Genomic DNA, 20,413 nt, shown 5'->3' on the forward strand with positions numbered 1-20,413 from the left:
GGTGTCTATACATTCGCGCTAGTGTTCGGCGTTAACATCGTGAGCAGCATGATTGCCGGCTCATCGTGACAGGACACCGCATGGGGCACATATGCCGGTAGGTGCACGATACGTCCAGGAGTGAGGGTTTCGTCCCGTTCTCCGCAGCTAAAGGTCACCGAACCATGCAAAACCTGGACCGTAATCGGGTGTGCGGCTTTGTGGTCGGGAAGATCCTGGCCAGGCGTGAATGAAAAGAGAATCAGGTTCGCGCCGTCGGCACTAAGCATGCGTTTGACCGCTGGGCGAGGGCGCGTGGGGTCAGGAGCCGGAGCTTCGTCGAGCAGGTTCAGAGCAGTGAGCGCGGCACCGTCGTGAGCCGCGGCGCCGAACGTGGCGGCATCATTGATGGGAAGGTCAGTCATACTTTTCCAGGTTAGCCCGTTAAGCTTTAAGGCATGGAACTACTTATTGGCCGCGTGGTGAAATCCCACGGCATCAAAGGCGAGGTTGCTGTCGAGGTCACCACGGATTCCCCGGAGGAACGCTACGTTGTGGGCGAGGTCCTTCATGGAAAACAAGGAAAGAAGGAACACGAGCTCACTATCGCTACGCTCCGTGCGCATAAGGGGCGTTTGCTCATTAGCTTTAAGGAAATCCCTGACCGTACCGCGGCAGACTCGTTGCGAGGAACCCAGTTCTTTGCTGAGCCTATCGAGGATCCGGACGATGACGGTTTCTATGACCACGAGCTAGAAGGGCTTCGAGTACGGCTCGATGGCCAGGACATTGGTGAAGTAACCGGCGTGACGCACGGCCCTACGCAGTCACTACTTGAAGTAGAGCTGGCGAGCGGTAAAGAAGTGTTGGTTCCTTTCGTCGAGGCGATTGTCCCGGACGTTGACCTTGATGCCGGTACCTGCACCATTACCCCGCCGGAGGGGCTGCTGGAACTATGAGAATCGACGTTGTCACTATCTTTCCCGAATACCTTGACCCGTTGCGGCACGCGCTGCTAGGCAAGGCGATTGAGCAGGGAAAGCTTGCTGTGGGGGTGCATGACCTTCGTCAATGGGCTACGGACGTGCACAAGTCCGTCGATGATTCCCCGTATGGTGGCGGGCCTGGGATGGTCATGAAGCCTGAGGTGTGGGGCCCTGCGCTTGACGACGTCTCCTCTGGCACCGCCTCCACCTCCGATCTCGACAGTGCCCTGCCGCACCTGTCAAAGCCGCGGCACGACGATATCCACGGCGTGGAATCCCATGCTTATGCCGAGCCTAGTGTCGAAGAGAAGCCCCTGCTCATCGTGCCAACTCCCGCCGGAAAGCCTTTTACACAGGAAGACGCCCAGGCGTGGTCGGGTGAGGAGCACATCGTTTTCGCCTGTGGGCGTTATGAGGGGCTTGACCAGCGTGTTGTGGAGGATGCCGCGCAGCGCTACCGCGTGCGGGAAGTTTCCATCGGAGACTACGTGCTCATCGGCGGTGAGGTGGCTGCACTTGTCATTGCGGAGGCCGTGGTGCGCCTTATCCCGGGAGTGCTGGGCAATCGGAGATCCCACGAGGAGGATTCTTTCTCTGACGGTCTTTTGGAAGGCCCGAGCTACACCAAGCCTCGCGAGTGGCGCGGTCTTTCCGTTCCAGACGTTCTGACGTCCGGTGACCACGCCAAGGTGGATCGCTGGCGCCGCGAACAGTCGCTGAAGCGAACACTGGAGCGCCGGCCCGAGCTGCTAGAGACAGCTGAACTAGATGCCGCTGACCTCGCATACCTTGAAGCACTGAAGGAGGATACGTCGTGGACGTGAGCACTGACCTGTCGATCTTGATGACTGAAGCTGAATGGAACAAGGTCCTAGCGGACATGCCACAGCGCCTACGCGAGGGCGGCGTCGAACCGCGTGACATCAATGCTGAGATCGTGTCTTTTACCTGCGAACCGGACAATATCCTGGTCAATGAGTACATGACGAAACACGGTCATGCGCCGGTGAGCGAACATGTGTGGCGCGTCATCGTCAACGGCTCTTCAGATTTACCGCTGACTAAGGTGACCACGGCCGTCGCAGACTGCCTGCCGCCGCATACCTTGTGGTACGGAACCTCGGAAATTGGGCATACCGAGTTTGGGCTAGGCACTTCTTGCGCGTGGCAGGGCGGGGTATAGGGTGGGAAGGTCTTAAGTCCCCGACCCATACAAAGAGGTTTTGTGAATATCGCAGCCACCATCGCCGGCGAGCTGGGCGTGAAAAGTCAGTGTGTTGACGCCGCCCTCACGCTTTTGGCGGAGGGAAATACCGTTCCGTTCATCGCCCGCTACCGCAAAGAAGCCACCGGCGGGTTGGATGACTCGCAGCTGCGAATTATCGAGGAACGCTCGACCTACCTGCGGGAGCTGGAGGAGCGCAAGGAAGTGGTGCTCGCCGCGATTGAGGAGCAGGGCAAGCTGACCGAGGAGCTGCGCGCGCTCATCGTGGCCTGTGAGACCAAGGCCCGCCTGGAAGACCTTTACTTGCCGTACAAGAAGCGCCGCAAGACGAAGGCGGATATCGCGCGCGAGGCGGGCCTGGAGCCGCTTACGGATAAGCTCATTGCCCATCCCACCGCGGATCCGGTCGAGCTGGCAGGGGAGTACCTCACCGAAGGTTTCGAGGAAACGAAGAAGGCCCTCGATGGCGCCCGTGCCATCTTGGTGGATCGCTTTGCGCTGGATGCGGATCTCGTCGGTGAGGTGCGCGAGCGCATGTACTCTAGCGGTTCCATGAACGCCGGCGTGGTGGAAGGTAAAGAGGCAGAGGGAGCGAAGTTTAAAGACTACTTCGAATTTTCTGAGCCCTTTGAGAAATTGCCTTCGCACCGCATCCTGGCGCTGTTGCGCGGTGAGAATGAGGGCGTGCTGCAGCTCAACCTCGATGCTGGCGAGGATGCCATGTACGAGGGCATGATTGCAGAACGCTTCGACCTCGACGTTGCCAGCTCACGCTGGCTTGCCGACGCCGTCCGCTGGGGCTGGCGCACCAAACTCTCCATCTCCTCGGGCCTCGACGTGCGCATGCGTCTCAAGGAAAAGGCTGAAGAAGGCGCGCTCAAGGTTTTCGCCACCAACCTGCGCGACGTGCTCTTGGCCGCTCCGGCTGGCCAGCGCGCCACCCTGGGCTTAGACCCCGGTTACCGCAATGGCGTGAAGTGCGCGGTTGTCGACCCAACGGGCAAGGTCTTAGCCACCACGATTGTCTACCCGCACCAGCCGCAGCAGAAGTGGGCGGAGGCGGTGAGGGAGTTGGCGTCGCTAAGCGCTGCTCACTCGGTGGACCTCATGGCGATTGGCAACGGTACTGCTTCGCGTGAGACGGAGAAGCTGGCCGGTGAAGTCGCGGACCTTATTGCGCAGGCCGGCGGTGCTCGCCCCACGCCGGTGGTGGTGTCCGAGGCAGGCGCCTCCGTCTACTCGGCCTCGCAGTTGGCGGCCGACGAATTCCCCGACATGGACGTCTCCTTGCGCGGCGCAGTGTCGATCGCACGCCGCCTGCAGGACCCGCTGGCGGAGCTGGTGAAGATTGACCCGAAGGCGATTGGCGTGGGGCAGTACCAGCACGACGTCAACCAGGTCGCGCTTGCCCGCACCCTCGACGGCGTGGTGGAGGATGCCGTCAATGGCGTTGGCGTGGACCTTAATACGGCATCAGCCCCGTTGCTGGAGTGCGTAGCCGGCGTGAATTCCACGATTGCCGCCAACATTGTGGCCTACCGCGATGAGAACGGGATGTTTGCTTCGCGCAAGGAGCTGAAGAAGGTGCCGCGCTTGGGTCCGAAAGCTTTCGAGCAGTCCGCAGGCTTCTTGCGCATCAACGGTGGCAAGGATCCGCTCGATGCCTCGGCCGTGCACCCGGAGGCCTACCCGGTGGTAGCGCGCATCGCGGAGAAGACCGGCCTGGGAGTGTCGGAGCTCATTGGTAATTCTCGGGTGCTCGCTAAGCTTGCTCCATCCGACTTCGCTGACGAGACCTTTGGTGTGCCAACCGTTACGGACATCATCGCGGAGCTGGACAAGCCTGGCCGCGACCCGCGCCCGGAGTTCAAGACCGCGACGTTCAAGGAAGGCGTGGACAAGGTCTCGGACTTGAAACCGGGCATGATTCTGGAGGGCACCGTGACGAACGTGGCGGCCTTTGGCGCGTTTATCGATGTGGGCGTGCACCAGGATGGTCTCGTCCACGTCTCCGCCATGAGCCGCAAGTTTGTTTCCGACCCGCACGATGTGGTTCGTTCGGGCCAGGTTGTCAAGGTGAAGGTCATGGAAGTCGACGTGGAGCGCCAGCGCATTGGCTTGTCGCTGCGGCTTGACGATGAACCCGGCCAACCAGCCCCCAAGCGCCGCAACGGGAACGACGGTGGTGGCCGCTCGGGTGGAAAGAACCCTCGCCGCACTTCGGCTCGTCGCGGTGGACGCTCCGATCGCGGCGGCAGCTCGATGGCTGACGCTCTGAAGAAGGCCGGCTTCTAATCAGGCTTAACCACCCCCGATCGATCAAACGGTCGGGGGTTTATACGTATGACAGGGCTGGAGTGTTCTGCGGGATCGCCAACGCCGCGGAGGCCTTGTGGGGGCGTCCGCGTGGGCGGTGTGGTGTTGAGGTGAGGGGTTTAGCCTGGCCGGGGGAGGTTGTTCTGGGCTTGTTGGTAAGCCGCTTGGGCGGTGATTGGTTCTGCCCAGGGTGGGATGTAGCCTACTTCGCCGCGGAGGCGGAAGACGTAGCCGGCCCCGGTGGGTTTCTCCGGGTCATCATCGTTAATACCGTTGTGGTAGGCACACAACATTGTTAGATTCGGCGGATCGGTGGTACCTCCTGCTTTCCACGGGATGAGGTGGTGCACCTGGGCATAATCAGCCGGTTTATTACAACCCTTCCTGGCACAGGTCGGGTGCTCGGCACTAGCCATGATGCGCTGCTCAAACCCGGCGAGGCGTTTCATGCGGTGCAGCCAGACCGGCCCGATGGTGGGGTGGATGAGGGTGACGTAGCCGATCTCAGCAAACTTGTAGTTCAAAAACTCCGTGCCGGTCATCCGGCCACCGTTGGTGAGCTCGAGGACGATGTCATCACCGTCGCCGGAGATAATCTTGTCGAGCTTGTCCAAGGTTACGACCACGCTGGTGAATACGGCGGGTTTGGTTCCGCCGTGGGACTTGTTGAAGAAGACGTGCTTGGCTGCCTCCAGCAGGTTGTTCTGGTTGAGAGATTCTAGAACGCCGCGCATCTCGGTGACGGTCATGGGGTCATCGGTAATCGTGAGTGAATGCGGGCCTTCCGAGCGGTAGGTCATGCGCACCCCAGGTTTCGGCACACGTTTAGGCTTGAGTTCTTTTAAACGCTTGGCCGCTACGGCGGGGATGTTTGGTGCTGGGGTGCCGGCAAGCTTTACACGCAGGTTCCAGGCATGCAGCTGGTTCTTCAGCTTCTTCGTGTAGGACTCAATGAGGCTGAGCGTGGCCAGATCATGGCGTTGCTCTGCGGCCCGGTGGCGGGCTTGGCGTTGTTTACCCGTGAATTTCGTGGCACCGAAGTAAATGTGGTTCAGGCGTGCCAATTCGGTGGCATCAGCTAGCGAAGCGCCGAGTGCGCGTAAACGTTTCTCGCCTCCTACCGCTTGCTCCACCAACGTGATCCCCGAGTTGCGGTAGGAGAAATAGGTCTCTAAATCCCCCATGACCCAAAACCCTAAAACACCCCAGGAAACCCCGCAACCGGAGGGGGAACTCGCGACATGAATACGACGAATGCTCGTAAGTACACGCCAGTAACTCGACCAGTGGTATGTTTGTTGAAACAAACGATATAGTGGCCTCGCTCACGTCGGGTCTTTCGGCGGAAATGCCTGGAAAGACCGCTGAAAGCGGACCTGAACTATCACCATGAGGAGACAGGCATGAGCCAAGTGGACGAAACGAGTACTACTCGGGAAGCGAATGATGCTTCGCCAGCAAAAGCGGGCGGGTGCGCTGACGCTAGTGAGGCCATGGGGTGGCACCGCGTTTTGGACTGGCGGCCGAGGAGTACACTGTCGCGCGTTCTGATTGTTTTTCTGCTCGTCGCACCCATTGTCGTTGCCGGCACCATGATGTGGGCGATGTGGGATCCCTCGAAGTACATGCGCAATATTGACTTGGCGGTGGTGAATGAGGATGTGGGCGTCGAGAAGCAAGGCAAGTACACCAACTACGGTGATCAGGTCGTCGAAGGCCTCATGGAAACGGAGTACCTCAATTTCGCCGAGGTCAGCAAGGGCGATGGGGATGAGGGCCTGCTTAAAGGTAAGTACCTCATGGTCGTGACCATTCCGAAGAATTTCTCTGAGCAGGCCGTGACGATTATTAGTGAGAAACCGGTCAAGCCGGAGATTCACTTCGCCACCAACGATTATTACGGCACGAATGGCTCGGTCATCTCGTCGAGCCTCATCCCGCAGGTTCAAACCAGCGTGGAGAATGCGATTTCCAAGAAATATGCCGACCAGGTCATTGAGGGGCTCAACAAGCTCAGCGAAGGTTTGGGAACGGCAGCGGAAGGAGCGGGGCGCTTGGATGAGGGCGCGGGGAAGCTCCAAGAAGGTGGTGGCCGCGCGGTCGAAGGTATTACCAAACTCGACTCCGGTGCGACTGAGCTCAACAATGGTACGGGCCAGCTTCTGGATGGCACGACGCGGCTTAATGAAGGCGTGGGGCGTCTGAGTGCTGGCGCCGCCCAACTGGATGATGGTGCTGCTCAACTGGCAGACGGCTCGGATAAATTGCTTGCTGGCACTGGGCGCCTCGCTGATGGTGCAGGCCAGATTGATGGCGGTGTCAATCAGCTCACGAGCATGCTTATTCCGCTTCTCAAGCAGGCTCAGGCTGTTGTGCCTGCGCTGCTGCAGCTTGTCGACGTCCTCCGAAACCTCAATATGACCGAGCAGGCTGAACAGTTGTATTCTTTGGTCTCCAAACTCGACCCGGCCGCTAGCAGCAATATGGTGGCCCAACTAGAGAAGCTTTCGGCCGGTACTGGCCAGCTTTATTACAATCTCTCCGACCCAAACTCGGAGTACCTGGGCGGCATGACGGCGCTCAATGACGGTGCCCACCGCCTTGCCGCTGGAACGACGGAACTGCGCAATGGTGTTGGTGAGCTCAGCAGTGGTGTCGTCCAGCTTCACGATGGCGCAACTCGTCTTCATGACGGCACGGGCACACTGAAAGACGGAACGAGCCAGTTGGCGTCCGGTGGCACAGAGTTGAAGGCAGGCATGGACCAACTCAAGGAGGGCTCCAACGAACTAGCCACCAAGCTGGCCGATGGCGCCGCGAAGGCTCCCTCCATCAGCCAACCAGATACCTCTGCACAAAACATGGCGGTGCCCATTAACTTCACCTCGTCCAATGTTCACCCGGTGCAGACCGTGGTCAACCCGATCGACCCGACGCACAAGAACATTACGGGCGGAGCATCGATGCTCTTCGTGCTGGTCTTTGGCTTCCTCGTTATGCTGCTTCTAGCGATGACGCTGCCGTACTATCTGGGGCGGCGCAGTGGGGCCGCGTCCAGTCCGGTTCGTGGCGTCCTGGCAGCGTTTGGTGTGGTGGCAGGTCTCAACTTCCTGGTTCTGGGCTTCATGGCTTTCATGTCAGCCACGGTGGGGTGGTCCCCAGCCAGCTGGCCGATGATGCTGCTCGTTATCGCGGCGATTGCGGCGGTCGGGGCGGCGACGTACCAATTCTTCCTTGTCACTTTCGGCCGCAAGATTGGAGCAATCTTTTCCGTCGGCGCCTTTGCCCTCGGAATCATGGTCTTTGGCGGTGTGTGGCCGGTAGCTGCCATTCCACGCCCGCTGAGTCTGCTGCATCCATTCCACCCGATGTCGTATGCGAAGAATGCCTTTACCCGAGCTACCGACGGTATCCACGATGGAACCTTCTGGGCGGGTATCGCCGTTCTCTTCATCGTGACCGCGTTGGCGCTGGTGGCCTCCTGCGTGGTCTTCCGAGCCCGCCACCACGGCACGGCTCGCATCCTGGATGAGCACCTCTTCCGCCCGAAGGTAGCGGTAAGCGCCTAGAAGCTGTACGCGCCGAGCCCGCCGGGGAGGTTGCGCAGCTCGATGCCCATTTCGGAGGCGAGGTCGGCGTAGCGCAAGACAAAACCGGCGCTTCGCCCGCCAGAAGGACAGGCCACGTACACCAGGTCTGAGTCGCAGGATGAGAGGGCATGGCGCACAGAGTCGTCATCCGTGACGGTATGCCAGGGCAGTGATACCGCGGCCGCAGTGAGGCTGGGGTGTTCGGAAATGTCGAGGAGGGCGGCGTGGCCCTCGCGAAGCTCTGGCGGCAAAGTGGGCTGGCCGGACAATGCAGTAACGAGTGGACGGTCAGGGTCGGCGCCCACGTGAAGCGAGCGGAAGCTGCCGGGGAGAGCGTCGTAGGAGGTCACGCGCCCGACAAGCTCGGTGTGGTGGGGGAGCGCGCCGAGCGTGGCGAGGGCTGCGGTGGCCATCAGTCCGGCAATGACCGACGTCGTGGCCCCGAGAACCCCAGCTGTCGAGCACTCGAGGGACTCACCTGTGGGCGGGGAGGGGAAGAGATCGCGCAGGCCCACCCCGCGCCCGTCGGCACAGTTGTGGCCGGAGTACCACAGGGCGGACTGCCCGCCGTAGCGCAGCACGGTCCCCCAGGCCAGTGGGGTGGAGGTGAGCTCGCAGGCATCGGCGACGAGGTATTTCGTGTCGAAGGTATCGGAGCCATCGAGGACGAGGTCAGCGGCAGCGCACAACTCGAGGACGTTAGAGGAATCGAGGCGTTCCTCAATCGCGGTGATGGTGAGCTCGGGGGCGAGTACACGGGCGCGTGCGGCTGCGACCTCCGCCTTGGACTTGCCGACGTCCCCCGCACCAAACAACACCTGCCTGTGCAGGTTACTGATGTCGACGGTATCGGAATCAATGAGCGTGATGCGGCCAATTCCTGCGGCGGCCAGCTGCTGAAGGGCGGGGCAACCGAGCCCGCCGGCGCCCACGACGAGCACGTGCGCGGAATTGAGTCGTTCTTGGGCGACGTCGCCGAAGCCCGGCAGGAGGCGTTGGCGCGCGGTCCGGGCGAGTTCGGTCTCGCTGAGCATGATGGCAGTCCTTCTACAAGGGGCGGTGGTGGGCTACAGGACCTGGTCAGCCCAGTTGGCTAGACCCTCGAAGGTGGAGGAAGCCTGGGCGTGCTCGCGCTGCGGGATGCGCCCGGCGTTGCGTGCGAGGCGTCCTGCTTCGACGGCGTGGCGCATGGCGGTGGCCATGGCTTCCGGGTTCTGGCAACGGTTGACCGCGCTGGCGAGCAGCACGCCGGAGCAGCCGAGTTCCATGGCGAGGGTGGCGTCGGAGGCGGTGCCGATGCCGGCGTCGACAAGCACGGGCACCGAGGCGCGCGAGCAGATGAGCTCGAGGTTGTGCGAGTTGAGGATGCCCAGGCCGGTGCCGATGGGGGCGCCGAGCGGCATGACGGCCGCAGCGCCAGCATCCTCAAGTCGCTGGGCTGCCACAGGGTCGTCGCTGGTATAGGCCAGCACGGTAAATCCTTCGGCGCTGAGCAGCTCGGTGGCGTCGAGGGTCTCTACGACATCGGGCAGCAGCGTGTGTTCATCGGCGATGACCTCTACCTTCACCCACGAGGTACCCAGCGCCTCGCGGGCCATGCGGGCGGTGAGAACGGCCTCGCGCGCGGTGCGGCAGCCGGCGGTATTGGGCAACGGCGCGATGTTGAGGCGGCGCAGCAGTTCAAAGATACTTTCACCGTCACTGGTGCCGGCGTGGCGGCGCATGGCCACGGTGGTCAACTCGGTTCCGGAGGCGATGAGTGCTCGCTCAAGGGCCTCGTGGCTGGTGGCCCCACCGGTGCCCATGATGAGGTGCGAGGAAAAGGTGGTATTGGCAATAGTGAGCATGTAGCTTCTAGCCTCCCTGTACTGCGGTGAGGATTTCTACGGTTGCGCCTTCGTTAAGTGGGGTGGTTTCCCATTGTGAGCGGGGAACGACCTGGTCGGCGACGGCTACCGCGGTGCCGTCGGCAGCAATGCCTTTTTCCTCCAGCAGTTGGGCAACGGTGCTGGCCGCCGTGTCATAGGGCTGGCCGTTGAGAGTAAGGATCATTGTTGCTCCTTGCGGTGTCGAAGGGGATTGCAGGCAGTGAGATCGATACTAGGTTCGCTGCCGTCGATGAGCTCGCGGGTACAGCGCGCGGCCAGGGCCGTGAGCAGGATGCCGTGGCGGAAATAGCCGGTAGAGATGACGAGCCGGTCGCTGACGCGGCCAAGATAAGGCAGGTCATCCGGTGTGCCGGGACGAGCACCTGCGCTGGCCTCGAGGAACTCGCACTCCTCGACGGCGGGGAGGATGCGGATGGCGTCGCGAAGCAGTGCGTAGACCCCGCCGGCCTGGGCCGTGGTGAGAGTATCCTCGCGGGTGGTAGCGCCCACGGCTAAGGTGCCATCGGTTCGGGGGATGAGGTAGACGGGGCGGTCCTCCACGAAGCCGCGGACGACCCGGTTAAGCAGCGGCTGCAGGTGCTCTGGCACACGCAGGCGCACGATGTCGCCGTACACCGGGCGTAGTTGGAGGGGAGAGCGTTCTAATCCCGCCGAGCGTGCCCAGTCGACGTCGCGGGCGCCCAGGCCAGCAGCCAGAACGACGTCATCGGCGTGGAAGTTACCAGCGGGAGTGCTGACCACGCCTCTAGCGGCATCAACCGACTGCGCTGCCGTACGAAAGAAACGCACGCCGAGTTCTTGGGCTGCGCTCAGCAGCGAAGCGGCCCACTGGCGGGGAAAAACCTGGGTATCACCGGGGATGCTCACGGCAGCGGCGAGACGCGGGGAAAGAAGCGGTTCGGCGCGGCGCGCCTCGCGTACGGTGATGCGTTCGACCTCCATGTCGTGGAGAGATTGATAGTCAGCCAGCTCAACAAGGTGCTGGGCATCCGCCCGGTCAGCGGCGACGACGAAGGTGCCTTCATCACGGTAGCCGGTGGGGACCTCCGTGTGGGAAGCCACCAGATCGATAAGTTCCGGGTACCACTCGCCGGAGGCGCGCATCAAGGGAAAGAGCGGATCCTGCTGGTACACCACCTCTGCAGTGGGGGCGAGCATTCCTCCGGCGAAGTGCGTGGCTCCGGAGGCTGGCGCAGGATCCAGCACGGTGACCTCGTGGCCCCGGGAAGCCAGCTCCACTGCGGTGGCTAGGCCCACTACACCTGCGCCGACAATGACGACGGAAGAATCAGTGGCGGTACTCATCGCGTACCTTCATCGAAGCCGGACAACAGCTCGCGGCAGTAGGCTTCTGGGTCATCGGCATGCATGATGCCGCGCACGACAGCTAGGCCGGCCACGCCGGTCGCAGCCAAGTCCGCAGCATCGTTAGCGGTGACATCCCCGATGGCCACGAGGGGAACGCGGGAGAGCTTTACCAGTTCCGGGTAGGCGCCCAGACCCAGCGGCGGGCGGCCGGAGTTCTTCGTTGGGGTGGTACGGAAGGGGCCGCAACCGATGTAGTCAATATACTCAGCCACCTCGTTGGCGGCCGCGACAAGCTCGCGGGTGCCCGTGGTTAGCCCGATGATCGCCTCTGGCCCTAACAGTGCGCGGGCGGCTGCCACGGGCAGATCGTCTTGACCAATGTGCACTCCGTGGATTGCTTCGCCGTCACGGCGGAGGGCAGCGGCGACGTCCACGCGGTCGTCGATAAGCACACGCGTTTCTGGATTGGCCTCTGCCACCGCACGCGCCACGTCGCGGCCCAGCAGGTAGAGGTCGTGGGCAGAAATCGGCTTAGAACGTACCTGCACGACCCCCGCCCCGCCGCGCGCTGCGGCAGCCGCGATGCGCACGATGTCCGCATGCGAGCCTGCGCCCGTGACGAAGTAGCAGCGAAGATCAGGCATTGACGCCGTCTTCCTCGTGGTACAGCTGTGAACCCTGCGCCTTAAACTCCTTCGACTTGCGCTCCTCACCTGCGCGGGCAGCAGCGATAACATCAGGATCAACGGAGCCTTGGCCCGGGAAGCTGGGCATGCCGAGGGAATCGGAGAACGTATCGCGAATGTCTTGACTGATACGCATCGAGCAGAACTTCGGGCCACACATCGAGCAGAAGTGCGCCGTCTTTGCTGGCTCGGCGGGCAGAGTCTCATCGTGGTAGGCCTGCGCGGTGTCCGGGTCCAGCGAGAGCGCGAACTGATCGTGCCAGCGGAACTCGAAGCGGGCCTTGCTCATCGCATCGTCCCAAGCGCGTGCACCTGGGTGGCCCTTGGCCACGTCGGCCGCATGTGCGGCCAACTTGTAGGTAATGACACCAGTCTTAACGTCATCGCGGTTGGGTAGTCCCAAGTGCTCCTTCGGGGTGACGTAGCACAGCATGGCCGTGCCACCCATGGCGATATGTGCCGCGCCGATGGCGGAGGTGATGTGGTCATAGCCCGGCGCGATATCTGTGACTAGTGGGCCCAACGTGTAGAAGGGAGCATCAGAAGCCCAGTCTTGCTCCAGTTCGTTGTTTTCCTGAATCATGTTGAGCGGCACGTGGCCCGGGCCTTCCACCATGACCTGGACGTCATACTCCCAGGCGCGCCGGGTGAGCTCGCCGATAGTCTTGAGCTCAGCGAACTGTGCGGTGTCATTGGCGTCCGCCAGCGAACCCGGGCGCAGACCATCGCCAAGGGAGAAAGCGACGTCGTAGCGCGCGAAAATCTCACACAGCTCGTCGAAGTTCTCGTAGAGGAAGGACTCCTTGTGGTGTGCCAGGCACCAGCCCGCCATGATGGAACCACCGCGGGAGACAATGCCCGTCACGCGGTCCGTGGTCAGTGGCACGTAAGGCAGCAGCACGCCGGCATGGATGGTCATGTAGTCCACGCCCTGCTCGCATTGCTCGATGACGGTATCGCGGAAAATTTCCCAGGTGAGGTCCTCCGCCACGCCGTTCACCTTCTCCAGGGCCTGGTAGATGGGCACGGTGCCGATCGGGACGGGAGAGTTGCGCAGAATCCACTCGCGGGTGGTGTGGATGTCATCGCCGGTGGAAAGGTCCATGACCGTGTCCGCGCCCCAGCGCGTGGCCCAGCGCAGCTTGGAGACTTCCTCAGCGATGGAGGACGTGACCGCGGAGTTGCCGATGTTGGCGTTGATCTTGGTGAGGAACTTGCGGCCGATAATCATCGGCTCAGACTCCGGGTGGTTGACGTTGTTGGGCAGGATGGCACGTCCGCGCGCGATTTCGGAGCGAACAAACTCCGGCTTGCAGTGCTCGCGCAGGGCCACGAACTCCATTTCCTTGGTGATGATGCCCTGGCGCGCATAGTGCATCTGGGTCACACGCTTGCCTTCCTTTGAACGCAGCGGCTGGCGACGCTCGCCCTTCCACTCCTGGGAAGCAGCACCGCGGCGCTCTGCGGAGCGGCCGTCATCGGCCAAGTTGCGGGCGCGGCCTTCGTAGGCCTCTACATCGCCGCGCTCGGCAATCCATTCTGCGCGCAGTGCCGGCAGGCCCACCTCAGGTTCACACTCCGGGCCACGGGTGCGGTATACGCGGAAAGGTTCGTTGGGGCCGGTGGGGGAATCATCCAGCTGGATTTCCGTCTCAGGCACCTCGAGGCCCTTCTCCCGGATGGGGGAGTAGGAGTGCTTGGGGTGGATCTCTCCGGAGTCGGAGGACTGGATGGGGTTATGGGTAGCCGTCATGGCTGCTCCTCTCTTCCTTCGCTGGTGCTAACCAGACAGGTTCGAACGGTGCAGGCGCGGTATCAGCGCCACTCTCAGCCCGCTTCCTGCGGGCACCCGTGGGGTATCAGTGCGTTTCCCACCATAGAGGGTAAATCCCAGCCATGTCAGGCATTTGGAACAATTTGGCCGGTGGGGGTGAGGTATGGAAAGATGACGTTGTTCTATGTAACAGGCACGAACCGGTCAGCTACCGAAAGGTGGCGCTAGGGTCCTCTGTCTTAAACTGAAAAGGAAAACATTCAATGGCAAACCTCATTGACAAGGTTGACGCAGCACAGCTGCGTGACGATATCCCGTCCTTCCGCCCGGGTGACACCCTCGACGTCAACGTCAAGGTTATCGAGGGTAGCACCGAGCGTACCCAGCTCTTCAAGGGCGTCTGCATCCGCCGCCAGGGCGACGGCATCCGCGAGACCTTCACCGTCCGCAAGGTTTCCTTCGGCATCGGTGTGGAGCGTACCTTCCCGGTTCACTCCCCGAACATCGCCTCCATCGAGGTAGTTCGCCGCGGCCGCGTTCGCCGCGCCAAGCTGTACTACCTGCGCGACCTGCGCGGCAAGAAGGCCCGCATCAAGGAGCGTCGCTAGTTCTAGCTGCTCTGCTCAGCCCTCCGCTTCCCGCCTTTCCTGGTGGGAAAGGCGGAGGGCTTTGTGCTTTACAACGCTGCTCCTGCCGAGCCACATACCGAGGATGTCGTTGCACATTGCTAGGATTTAGCGCGTGGATAAAGACAAGGACATGACTGAAGGTGTCTCTGAGAATCTCACTGACGGTGTCACCAGCGGTGAGCAGGGCGCAGAGAAGAACGTGGATGCGGCGGTAGGGGGGACGTCGCCAAGCACTGCACTGCCTGCGAAGGAGCAGGAGAAAGAAAAGAAGCAGATGCCGTGGTTCCTGGAGACCGTCATCGTCGTGGTCTGCGTACTCGCGGTGGTCGGTGTGTTCCAGAACTTTGTGGGCCGCCAGTACGTCATCCCCTCCGGTTCGATGGAGCCGACCTTGCATGGCTGCGCTGGCTGTAACAATGACCGCATTTTCACCGAGAAGGTCTCCTATTACGGTGACAAGAACCCAGAGCCGGGTGATGTTGTCGTCTTCAAGGGCACCGAGGATTGGGATACCAACTGGCGATCCCCGCGCTCGGATAACCCGGTGATTCACCGTATTCAGGATGCCTTGAGCTATGTCTCGCTTACCCCGCCGGATGAAAACACCTTGGTCAAGCGCGTCATCGCTACCGGTGGGCAGACTGTGTCCTGTCAAGAGGGCGACCCAGCCGTCATGGTGGATGGCAAGCCCATCGATCAGGACTATGTTCAGGACCCGCCCACGTACCGCGTGGACGAAACTACCGGTTCCTATGCCTGCGGCGGTGCTTACTTTGGTCCGGTGACCGTACCGGAAGGCAATATCTGGGTGATGGGTGATAACCGCACGGCATCGGCGGACTCGCGCTACCACATGCAGGATGAGTACCAGGGCACCATCCCCCTGGAGAACGTGCGCGGCAAGGTCATGTTCGTGTTCTTCCCCTTCAACCGCATCGGTGGGGTCGATGACCCGGACATCCAGTCCTAAACGCAGCCAGGAAGCTGCACGCCTGCGCACACGCGACGTGGTGTGGGCGCTTGCGGTGACCTTTGCTGCGTTGGCGCTCATCCAAGCCTTCGTAGGTCGGATGTACCTTATCCCGTCGTCATCTATGGAACCGACCCTGCATGGCTGCCCTGGGTGCGCGAACGACCGCATCGTCGTGCAGAAAGTCAGCTACTATTTCTCTGACCCGCAACCGGGAGATGTCGTGGTCTTTTCCGGACCAGATTCGTGGAATACCTCGTTCGACGTCGCACGTTCCCGCAACGTTATCGTGCGCGGGCTGCAAAACCTAGGCGCTGTGGTGGGGCTGGTGCCCAACGGTGACAACATCCTGGTCAAACGTGTCATCGCCACCGGTGGGCAGACCGTGTCCTGCGAGGAAGGCGATCCTGCCGTCATGGTCGACGGGCATGCAACGAGCCAGGATTTTGTCCTTGACCCTCCAGAGATTCCCATCGATAGTAGCGGGGCCTCCCAAGCGTGCGGCGGTGCCTACTTTGGTCCGGTCACGGTACCGGACGGGCACCTGTGGGTTATGGGGGATAACCGCACTAATTCCCTCGACTCCCGCGCGCATCTGGGCGATAAGCTGCAGGGCACCATCCCCGTCGAGAATGTGCGTGGCAAAGTCGAAGCCGTGGTCCTGCCGGTCAGCCGCGCGCACCCGATCGACCATCCAGAACTATGAGGCGGCTGAAGCAAAAGCGCACGTATGAGGTGGCGTTGTCAAAGGCGGGTCTGGGGCCGGTGGCGGGCGTGGATGAAGCTGGGCGAGGAGCCTGCTGTGGCCCGGTGACCATTGCTGCCTGCATCCTTCCGGAACGTATCCTCCCGGGGCTCGAGCGTCTTGATGATTCGAAGAAACTGAGCCCAGCAGCACGTGCCCAGTTGGAACCGATCATTAAACGACGGTCTCTAGCCTGGTCCGTGGTGCACATTGAGGCTCGTGACATCGACACGTTTGGGATCCAACACGCCAATGTGTCCGGGATGCGCCGCGCGGTGGCGCAGTTGGAGGTCCGTCCGGGCTATGTGCTTACCGACGCCCTCCGAGTCCCCGGCATCCCTTCCCCGCAGTTGCCGATCGTCGGTGGTGATACCGCAGCGCGATGTATAGCAGCAGCCAGTATCTTGGCCAAGGTCTCTCGGGACCGTCTCATGGAGGACCTAGAGGAGCGCTATCCGGGCTATGGCTTGGGCAACCACAAGGGATATGGCACCGCCGCGCACCAAGAGGCCATCGCCCGGATGGGGGCAACCCCAGAGCACCGGATGAGTTATCGCAATGTTGCCGGCGCTCATGCGGACTTCCTCGCGCGCGCCTGAGCGCGTCAACGCTGTGTGGGAAGTAAGCTGAGGCACGTTCTGTCACAACACGTGACAACCACCGGAGACGTGAGCGAAGGAGAAGCACACCGTGAGCGCTGAGGAACTCGATAACTACGAGGCTGAAGTCGAGCTGTCGCTGTACCGCGAGTACCGCGATGTGGTCAGCCAATTCTCCTATGTGGTGGAGACCGAACGCAGGTTTTACCTGGCCAACGCCGTCGAACTTATCCCACACACGTCTGGACCTGATGTCTATTACGAGGTGCGCATGTCGGATGCGTGGGTCTGGGATATGTATCGCTCCGCACGTTTCGTGCGCTACGTCCGCGTTATCACCTACAAGGACGTCAACATCGAGGAGCTGGACAAGCCGGACTTTGTGCTTCCGGACTAGCCCAGGCTGTGGATAACCCTGAGGGGGTGGGGTGACCCCGGACTCGTTATCCACAAATATGCCGTGTGGGGCTGCAGACCCCTCGTCAGGAGCTAGGTACCTGAGGTGTTCTGGATAGTGCCGTGAGGTCCACGGCACGAGGACTGGGCTTGTGTCGTGCTTGCGGCGTGTAGAAAGCGCGACCATTCCAAGGAGCACCTCCATGACCAGAACTTCAGCATCCTCTACTCGCACAGGGACACTGACTACGCCCGTTGCGGGCCAGACCATCCGCCCCCAAGACGCCTTAGGACGTGCGGGTGAAAAATTCGCCGCCGACTTCTACCGGGCACGCGGCAGCCAAGTAATAGCTGCGAACGTGCAGTACTCCGTAGGGGAGATAGATCTCGTTGTGCGCGAGCGGGATGGAACAATTGTCTTCGTCGAGGTAAAGACCCGTGCTACCCGCAATTACGGCGTCGCAGAGGCAGTGACGAAGCGCAAACTGCAGCGCCTGCGCAAGGCTGCCGCCTACTGGTTGGATGGCAAGCCGCTTTCCGACGTCCGCTTTGACGTCCTCGGCCTTGTACAATCCGGCGCTGACTTCGATGTGGAGTACTTTCAGGGGGTGGAGCATGGCTCTCGGTAGGTGCGACACGATTGCACTTGATGGCGTACTTGCCAAAGTCGTTGAGGTGGAGGCCAATGTCGGGCCAGGACTCCCGGGAGTACACGTGGTGGGCTTGGGCGATGCCGCGATTTCTGAGTCGCGCGACCGCATCCGCACAGCGGTGAGCAACTCTCACTTGCCCTGGCCCAAGACCAAAGTCGTGGTGTCGATGTCCCCGGCGTCGCTGCCCAAGGCTGGAGCCCATTTCGACTTGCCCATGGCACTTGCCATTCTGGCAGCGGGACAGCCGGACAATAACCGGCTCACCGGGACTATCGTGCTGGGGGAGCTGGGACTTGATGGCCGCGTGCGTCCAGTATCTGGCATCATCCCCGCGCTTCTGGCAGCGCGTTCACAAGGCTATGACACGCTCATCATCCCTCCCGGCAATGCGGCTGAAGCAGCACTTGTGCCGGGTATGCGGGTCCTTGTCGCGGAGACACTGTGGGATGCTTTTGCCTGGGCTTGTGGCAGCGATTGTCTTGCCGCAGCGGAGCTTGTTGCACGCGACGTCGTAGCGCTGCGCGAAGAGCCAGCCGACTTCAGCGAAGTGGCCGGCCAGAAGGAAGCTAAGTGGGCAGCAGAGGTCGCGGCAGCCGGCGGACATCACGTCATGATGGTCGGACCACCTGGGTCTGGAAAGTCCATGATTGCCTCCCGCTTGCCCAGCATTCTGCCGCGGTTGACTACCGACCAGTCAGTTGAAGCTACCGCTATTCATTCGGTGGCAGGCTCAGTGGGGACAGTCATTTCCCGGGCCCCCTTTATCGCCCCGCATGCCTCAGTGACCAGAGCCGCGCTTATTGGCGGCGGCTCGGGCCGCCCGCGGCCGGGCGCTGTGAGCCTAGCTCACCACGGGGTTCTCTTCCTGGATGAAGTTAGTGAGGTACCTGCCCAGGTGTTGGACGGCCTTCGCGCACCGTTGGAAGAAGGGCAGGTGCGTTTGGCCCGGGCGCGCCGGGAGGTCACATTCCCTGCGCGTTTTCAGCTGGTGCTCGCGGCGAACCCCTGCCGCTGCGGTACTGAAGATCCAGCACGGTGTGAATGCAGGTCCGTGGACCGGATGAACTATCTCTCCAATCTGTCAGGTCCCTTGCGTGATCGCCTCGACATTATCGTCTCCTTGTCCGGCCAGTCCGCAGTGCTCAATGCCGAAGGCGAGGAAACCTCTGCTGTTATTGCACAGCGCGTAGCCGAAGCCCGTGAACGCATGACCACTCGATGGGAGAACGACGGTCTGGGAGTGGTGAATAATGGCGCTGTTCCGGCCTCGTATCTGCGGCGTCATCGTCCTGCAGCTGAATCCGCCATGATCATGCTGGCGGCCTACTTGGCCGAAGGAGAGCTCAGCCAACGTGGCGTGGACCGAGTCTTGCGATTGGCCTGGACGCTGGCGGATCTTGATGGCGCAGCCCGCCCAGGCCTCGACCACGTCAGCCGGGCACTTGACCTGCGCGGCGCGGGGACAATCGAAAGGTTGGCGGCATGAGTGAGCTCAATCTATCGACACCCCAGCACACCTGGGCCTATCTCAACCGCGTGGTGGAGGGACCCTCACCTGAGCTGCATGGATTGCTCACTCACTACCCCGCAGAAGAGATTGCCCACGGCATTTATAGGGGAGAGGACTGGATCGGTCCGTTGCGCCAGTCCACGGCTTCGCGGCGTGACTGGTTGCGTCAAGATGAAGACCTAGCCGCCGCGGAAGCAGTTGGGGCGAGGTTGATTACCCCAGACGACAATGAATGGCCGGGCGAGGAGTTCTCCAGTGCTTTCGGTTTCTATCAACAGGGGCTTGTCGATGCACCCGCCACCTTCGATGACCAAGCCGTCCCTCCCCATAGTTTGTGGGTATGCGGCGGTAATCTGCGTGAGGCCGTAGCGCAGTCTGTTGCTCTGGTCGGCACTCGTGCAGTTAGCCGCTACGGCTGGGAAGCAAGCCGATTATTAGCAGGTGGCTTAGCCACACACCAGTGGACAGTTGTCTCTGGCGGCGCGGTTGGTGTGGACACCGCTGTTCACGAAAGCGCCTTGGACGCAGGCGGCCAGACAGTGGCGGTGGCCGCCTGCGGCATCGACATTTCCTATCCGGCGCGCAACGCACAGCTCTTTGAGAAGATTGCCGCGTCAGGCTGCGTTGTTTCGGAGTTCGCGCCGGGAACCCGGCCGCAGCGCTTTCGATTTCTTTCTCGTAACCGGCTGGTGGCAGCAATGACGGCGGGCACTGTGGTCGTGGAGGCCGGTTTCAGATCGGGCGCGCTCAACACCTTGAACTGGGCGGAAGCTCTGGGCAGGGTAGCTATGGCGGTTCCGGGGCCGATAACAACGTCGGGTTCATTGGGCTGTCACCAGCGTATCCAGGAAGGTCGCGCGCAATTGGTGGCTTCTGCTGATGAGGTACGAGGCTTGGTTGGCCAAGTCGGTGCCGTGGACGCGGCGGGACAATACGAGCTGGAATTCCAGCCCACAGCGGTTCAGCGGCTTTCTCGAAACGAGCTCAAGGTGTATGACTCCACGCCTCCTGAAACCGCGGATGAAGGAGCGAGCGCCGAAGACATTGCCGCGGCGGCAGGAATGCGCGTGGCCTTGACAGTGCACCTGCTGGTGGCGATGCAGAAGATGGGGGTGATAAGCCGTACTGGAGCGCTATGGCAGCGTACGTGAGTACACT

The 20,413-nt window shown here is 61.7% G+C and carries 21 protein-coding genes and 1 riboswitch; of the genes, 13 read left to right on the top strand and 8 right to left on the bottom strand.

Going from position 1 to position 20,413, the window contains the following annotated elements:
- Positions 1 to 5: 5 nt before the first annotated feature.
- Positions 6 to 404 (bottom strand): cupin domain-containing protein, encoded by a 399-nt coding sequence (locus I6J72_RS02985; RefSeq protein WP_204099864.1) that lies wholly within the window; start codon positions 402 to 404, stop codon positions 6 to 8.
- 33 nt (positions 405 to 437) lie between these two features.
- On the opposite strand from I6J72_RS02985, the gene rimM reads away from it, so the two are divergent.
- The 4 genes from rimM to I6J72_RS03005 are packed head-to-tail and all read left to right on the top strand — an operon-like array spanning position 438 to position 4,485.
- Positions 438 to 938 carry a ribosome maturation factor RimM gene (gene rimM, locus I6J72_RS02990; protein ID WP_204099865.1) on the top strand — a complete coding sequence of 167 codons (501 nt, stop codon included), beginning with the start codon at positions 438 to 440 and terminating at the stop codon, positions 936 to 938.
- Entirely contained in the window at positions 935 to 1,789 is an 855-nt protein-coding gene (gene trmD, locus I6J72_RS02995) for a tRNA (guanosine(37)-N1)-methyltransferase TrmD (protein WP_204099866.1), read from the top strand. The genes rimM and trmD overlap by 4 nt, the downstream gene beginning before the upstream one ends.
- On the top strand, positions 1,786 to 2,148 hold the full coding sequence (locus tag I6J72_RS03000) for a hypothetical protein (RefSeq protein ID WP_239107477.1): 363 nt from the start codon (positions 1,786 to 1,788) through the stop codon (positions 2,146 to 2,148). Before trmD ends, I6J72_RS03000 begins: the two co-directional genes overlap by 4 nt.
- A gap of 42 nt (positions 2,149 to 2,190) precedes the next feature.
- Complete coding sequence (locus I6J72_RS03005) at positions 2,191 to 4,485, top strand: Tex family protein (protein WP_204099868.1); 2,295 nt, start codon at positions 2,191 to 2,193, stop codon at positions 4,483 to 4,485.
- Positions 4,486 to 4,625: 140 nt separating this feature from the next.
- Here the strand turns inward: I6J72_RS03005 and I6J72_RS03010 are convergent, their stop codons facing one another.
- Positions 4,626 to 5,690, bottom strand: a complete 1,065-nt coding sequence (locus I6J72_RS03010; protein ID WP_204099869.1) for an HNH endonuclease signature motif containing protein — start codon at positions 5,688 to 5,690, stop codon at positions 4,626 to 4,628.
- A gap of 219 nt (positions 5,691 to 5,909) precedes the next feature.
- Between I6J72_RS03010 and I6J72_RS03015 the strand changes: the two genes are divergently transcribed.
- The gene (locus I6J72_RS03015) at positions 5,910 to 8,075 is read left to right on the top strand and encodes a YhgE/Pip domain-containing protein (RefSeq protein WP_204099870.1); all 2,166 of its coding nucleotides are present in this window, start codon (positions 5,910 to 5,912) and stop codon (positions 8,073 to 8,075) included.
- Here I6J72_RS03015 and I6J72_RS03020 read toward each other — a convergent pair.
- From I6J72_RS03020 to thiC, 6 genes are all read right to left on the bottom strand, one after another.
- Positions 8,072 to 9,130 (bottom strand): ThiF family adenylyltransferase, encoded by a 1,059-nt coding sequence (locus tag I6J72_RS03020; protein ID WP_204099871.1) that lies wholly within the window; start codon positions 9,128 to 9,130, stop codon positions 8,072 to 8,074. The two genes, I6J72_RS03015 and I6J72_RS03020, sit on opposite strands and share 4 nt — an antisense overlap.
- Positions 9,131 to 9,163: 33 nt before the next feature.
- Complete coding sequence (locus tag I6J72_RS03025; RefSeq protein WP_204099872.1) at positions 9,164 to 9,943, bottom strand: thiazole synthase; 780 nt, start codon at positions 9,941 to 9,943, stop codon at positions 9,164 to 9,166.
- Between the two features lie 7 nt (positions 9,944 to 9,950).
- Positions 9,951 to 10,148, bottom strand: a complete 198-nt coding sequence (gene thiS / locus I6J72_RS03030; protein ID WP_204099873.1) for a sulfur carrier protein ThiS — start codon at positions 10,146 to 10,148, stop codon at positions 9,951 to 9,953.
- On the bottom strand, positions 10,145 to 11,290 hold the full coding sequence (gene thiO, locus I6J72_RS03035; protein WP_204099874.1) for a glycine oxidase ThiO: 1,146 nt from the start codon (positions 11,288 to 11,290) through the stop codon (positions 10,145 to 10,147). The genes thiS and thiO overlap by 4 nt, the downstream gene beginning before the upstream one ends.
- On the bottom strand, positions 11,287 to 11,937 hold the full coding sequence (locus tag I6J72_RS03040; protein ID WP_204099875.1) for a thiamine phosphate synthase: 651 nt from the start codon (positions 11,935 to 11,937) through the stop codon (positions 11,287 to 11,289). The genes thiO and I6J72_RS03040 overlap by 4 nt, the downstream gene beginning before the upstream one ends.
- Positions 11,930 to 13,732, bottom strand: coding sequence for a phosphomethylpyrimidine synthase ThiC (thiC, locus tag I6J72_RS03045; RefSeq protein WP_204099876.1), 1,803 nt, complete (start codon positions 13,730 to 13,732; stop codon positions 11,930 to 11,932). Before thiC ends, I6J72_RS03040 begins: the two co-directional genes overlap by 8 nt.
- Positions 13,728 to 13,842: riboswitch (TPP riboswitch) on the bottom strand. It overlaps the preceding gene by 5 nt.
- A 174-nt stretch (positions 13,843 to 14,016) precedes the next feature.
- On the opposite strand from thiC, the gene rplS reads away from it, so the two are divergent.
- The 8 genes from rplS to dprA all read left to right on the top strand — a co-directional run bounded on the left by rplS (position 14,017) and on the right by dprA (position 20,406).
- A complete protein-coding gene (gene rplS, locus I6J72_RS03050) occupies positions 14,017 to 14,361 on the top strand; it encodes a 50S ribosomal protein L19 (RefSeq protein WP_115022704.1) in 345 nt (114 codons plus the stop codon).
- 295 nt (positions 14,362 to 14,656) lie between these two features.
- Entirely contained in the window at positions 14,657 to 15,352 is a 696-nt protein-coding gene (gene lepB / locus I6J72_RS03055; RefSeq protein ID WP_204100412.1) for a signal peptidase I, read from the top strand.
- Entirely contained in the window at positions 15,330 to 16,058 is a 729-nt protein-coding gene (gene lepB, locus I6J72_RS03060) for a signal peptidase I (protein WP_204099877.1), read from the top strand. Before lepB (I6J72_RS03055) ends, lepB (I6J72_RS03060) begins: the two co-directional genes overlap by 23 nt.
- Positions 16,055 to 16,696 carry a ribonuclease HII gene (locus I6J72_RS03065; RefSeq protein ID WP_204099878.1) on the top strand — a complete coding sequence of 214 codons (642 nt, stop codon included), beginning with the start codon at positions 16,055 to 16,057 and terminating at the stop codon, positions 16,694 to 16,696. The genes lepB (I6J72_RS03060) and I6J72_RS03065 overlap by 4 nt, the downstream gene beginning before the upstream one ends.
- Positions 16,697 to 16,787: 91 nt before the next feature.
- Positions 16,788 to 17,093 (top strand): DUF2469 domain-containing protein, encoded by a 306-nt coding sequence (locus I6J72_RS03070; protein WP_039675937.1) that lies wholly within the window; start codon positions 16,788 to 16,790, stop codon positions 17,091 to 17,093.
- Positions 17,094 to 17,295: 202 nt separating this feature from the next.
- On the top strand, positions 17,296 to 17,721 hold the full coding sequence (locus I6J72_RS03075) for a YraN family protein (RefSeq protein WP_204099879.1): 426 nt from the start codon (positions 17,296 to 17,298) through the stop codon (positions 17,719 to 17,721).
- On the top strand, positions 17,708 to 19,231 hold the full coding sequence (locus I6J72_RS03080; RefSeq protein ID WP_204099880.1) for a YifB family Mg chelatase-like AAA ATPase: 1,524 nt from the start codon (positions 17,708 to 17,710) through the stop codon (positions 19,229 to 19,231). The genes I6J72_RS03075 and I6J72_RS03080 overlap by 14 nt, the downstream gene beginning before the upstream one ends.
- Positions 19,228 to 20,406, top strand: coding sequence for a DNA-processing protein DprA (dprA, locus tag I6J72_RS03085; protein WP_204099881.1), 1,179 nt, complete (start codon positions 19,228 to 19,230; stop codon positions 20,404 to 20,406). Before I6J72_RS03080 ends, dprA begins: the two co-directional genes overlap by 4 nt.
- Positions 20,407 to 20,413: the final 7 nt, after the last annotated feature.

It is taken from the genome of Corynebacterium sp. FDAARGOS 1242 (assembly GCF_016889985.1).
Taxonomy (GTDB): domain Bacteria; phylum Actinomycetota; class Actinomycetes; order Mycobacteriales; family Mycobacteriaceae; genus Corynebacterium; species Corynebacterium minutissimum_B.

Excerpts from the sequence above, each read along its gene's own strand:
- I6J72_RS02985 (WP_204099864.1), bottom strand. The coding sequence starts at position 404 with ATGACTGACCTTCCCATCAATGATGCCGCCACGTTCGGCGCCGCGGCT.
- rimM (WP_204099865.1), top strand. The coding sequence starts at position 438 with ATGGAACTACTTATTGGCCGCGTGGTGAAATCCCACGGCATCAAAGGC.
- trmD (WP_204099866.1), top strand. The coding sequence starts at position 935 with ATGAGAATCGACGTTGTCACTATCTTTCCCGAATACCTTGACCCGTTG.
- I6J72_RS03010 (WP_204099869.1), bottom strand. The coding sequence starts at position 5,690 with ATGGGGGATTTAGAGACCTATTTCTCCTACCGCAACTCGGGGATCACG.
- I6J72_RS03015 (WP_204099870.1), top strand. The coding sequence starts at position 5,910 with ATGAGCCAAGTGGACGAAACGAGTACTACTCGGGAAGCGAATGATGCT.
- I6J72_RS03020 (WP_204099871.1), bottom strand. The coding sequence starts at position 9,130 with ATGCTCAGCGAGACCGAACTCGCCCGGACCGCGCGCCAACGCCTCCTG.
- I6J72_RS03025 (WP_204099872.1), bottom strand. The coding sequence starts at position 9,943 with ATGCTCACTATTGCCAATACCACCTTTTCCTCGCACCTCATCATGGGC.
- thiS (WP_204099873.1), bottom strand. The coding sequence starts at position 10,148 with ATGATCCTTACTCTCAACGGCCAGCCCTATGACACGGCGGCCAGCACC.
- thiO (WP_204099874.1), bottom strand. The coding sequence starts at position 11,290 with ATGAGTACCGCCACTGATTCTTCCGTCGTCATTGTCGGCGCAGGTGTA.
- I6J72_RS03040 (WP_204099875.1), bottom strand. The coding sequence starts at position 11,937 with ATGCCTGATCTTCGCTGCTACTTCGTCACGGGCGCAGGCTCGCATGCG.
- thiC (WP_204099876.1), bottom strand. The coding sequence starts at position 13,732 with ATGACGGCTACCCATAACCCCATCCAGTCCTCCGACTCCGGAGAGATC.
- rplS (WP_115022704.1), top strand. The coding sequence starts at position 14,017 with ATGGCAAACCTCATTGACAAGGTTGACGCAGCACAGCTGCGTGACGAT.
- lepB (WP_204100412.1), top strand. The coding sequence starts at position 14,657 with ATGCCGTGGTTCCTGGAGACCGTCATCGTCGTGGTCTGCGTACTCGCG.
- lepB (WP_204099877.1), top strand. The coding sequence starts at position 15,330 with ATGACCCGGACATCCAGTCCTAAACGCAGCCAGGAAGCTGCACGCCTG.
- I6J72_RS03065 (WP_204099878.1), top strand. The coding sequence starts at position 16,055 with ATGAGGCGGCTGAAGCAAAAGCGCACGTATGAGGTGGCGTTGTCAAAG.
- I6J72_RS03075 (WP_204099879.1), top strand. The coding sequence starts at position 17,296 with ATGACCAGAACTTCAGCATCCTCTACTCGCACAGGGACACTGACTACG.
- I6J72_RS03080 (WP_204099880.1), top strand. The coding sequence starts at position 17,708 with ATGGCTCTCGGTAGGTGCGACACGATTGCACTTGATGGCGTACTTGCC.
- dprA (WP_204099881.1), top strand. The coding sequence starts at position 19,228 with ATGAGTGAGCTCAATCTATCGACACCCCAGCACACCTGGGCCTATCTC.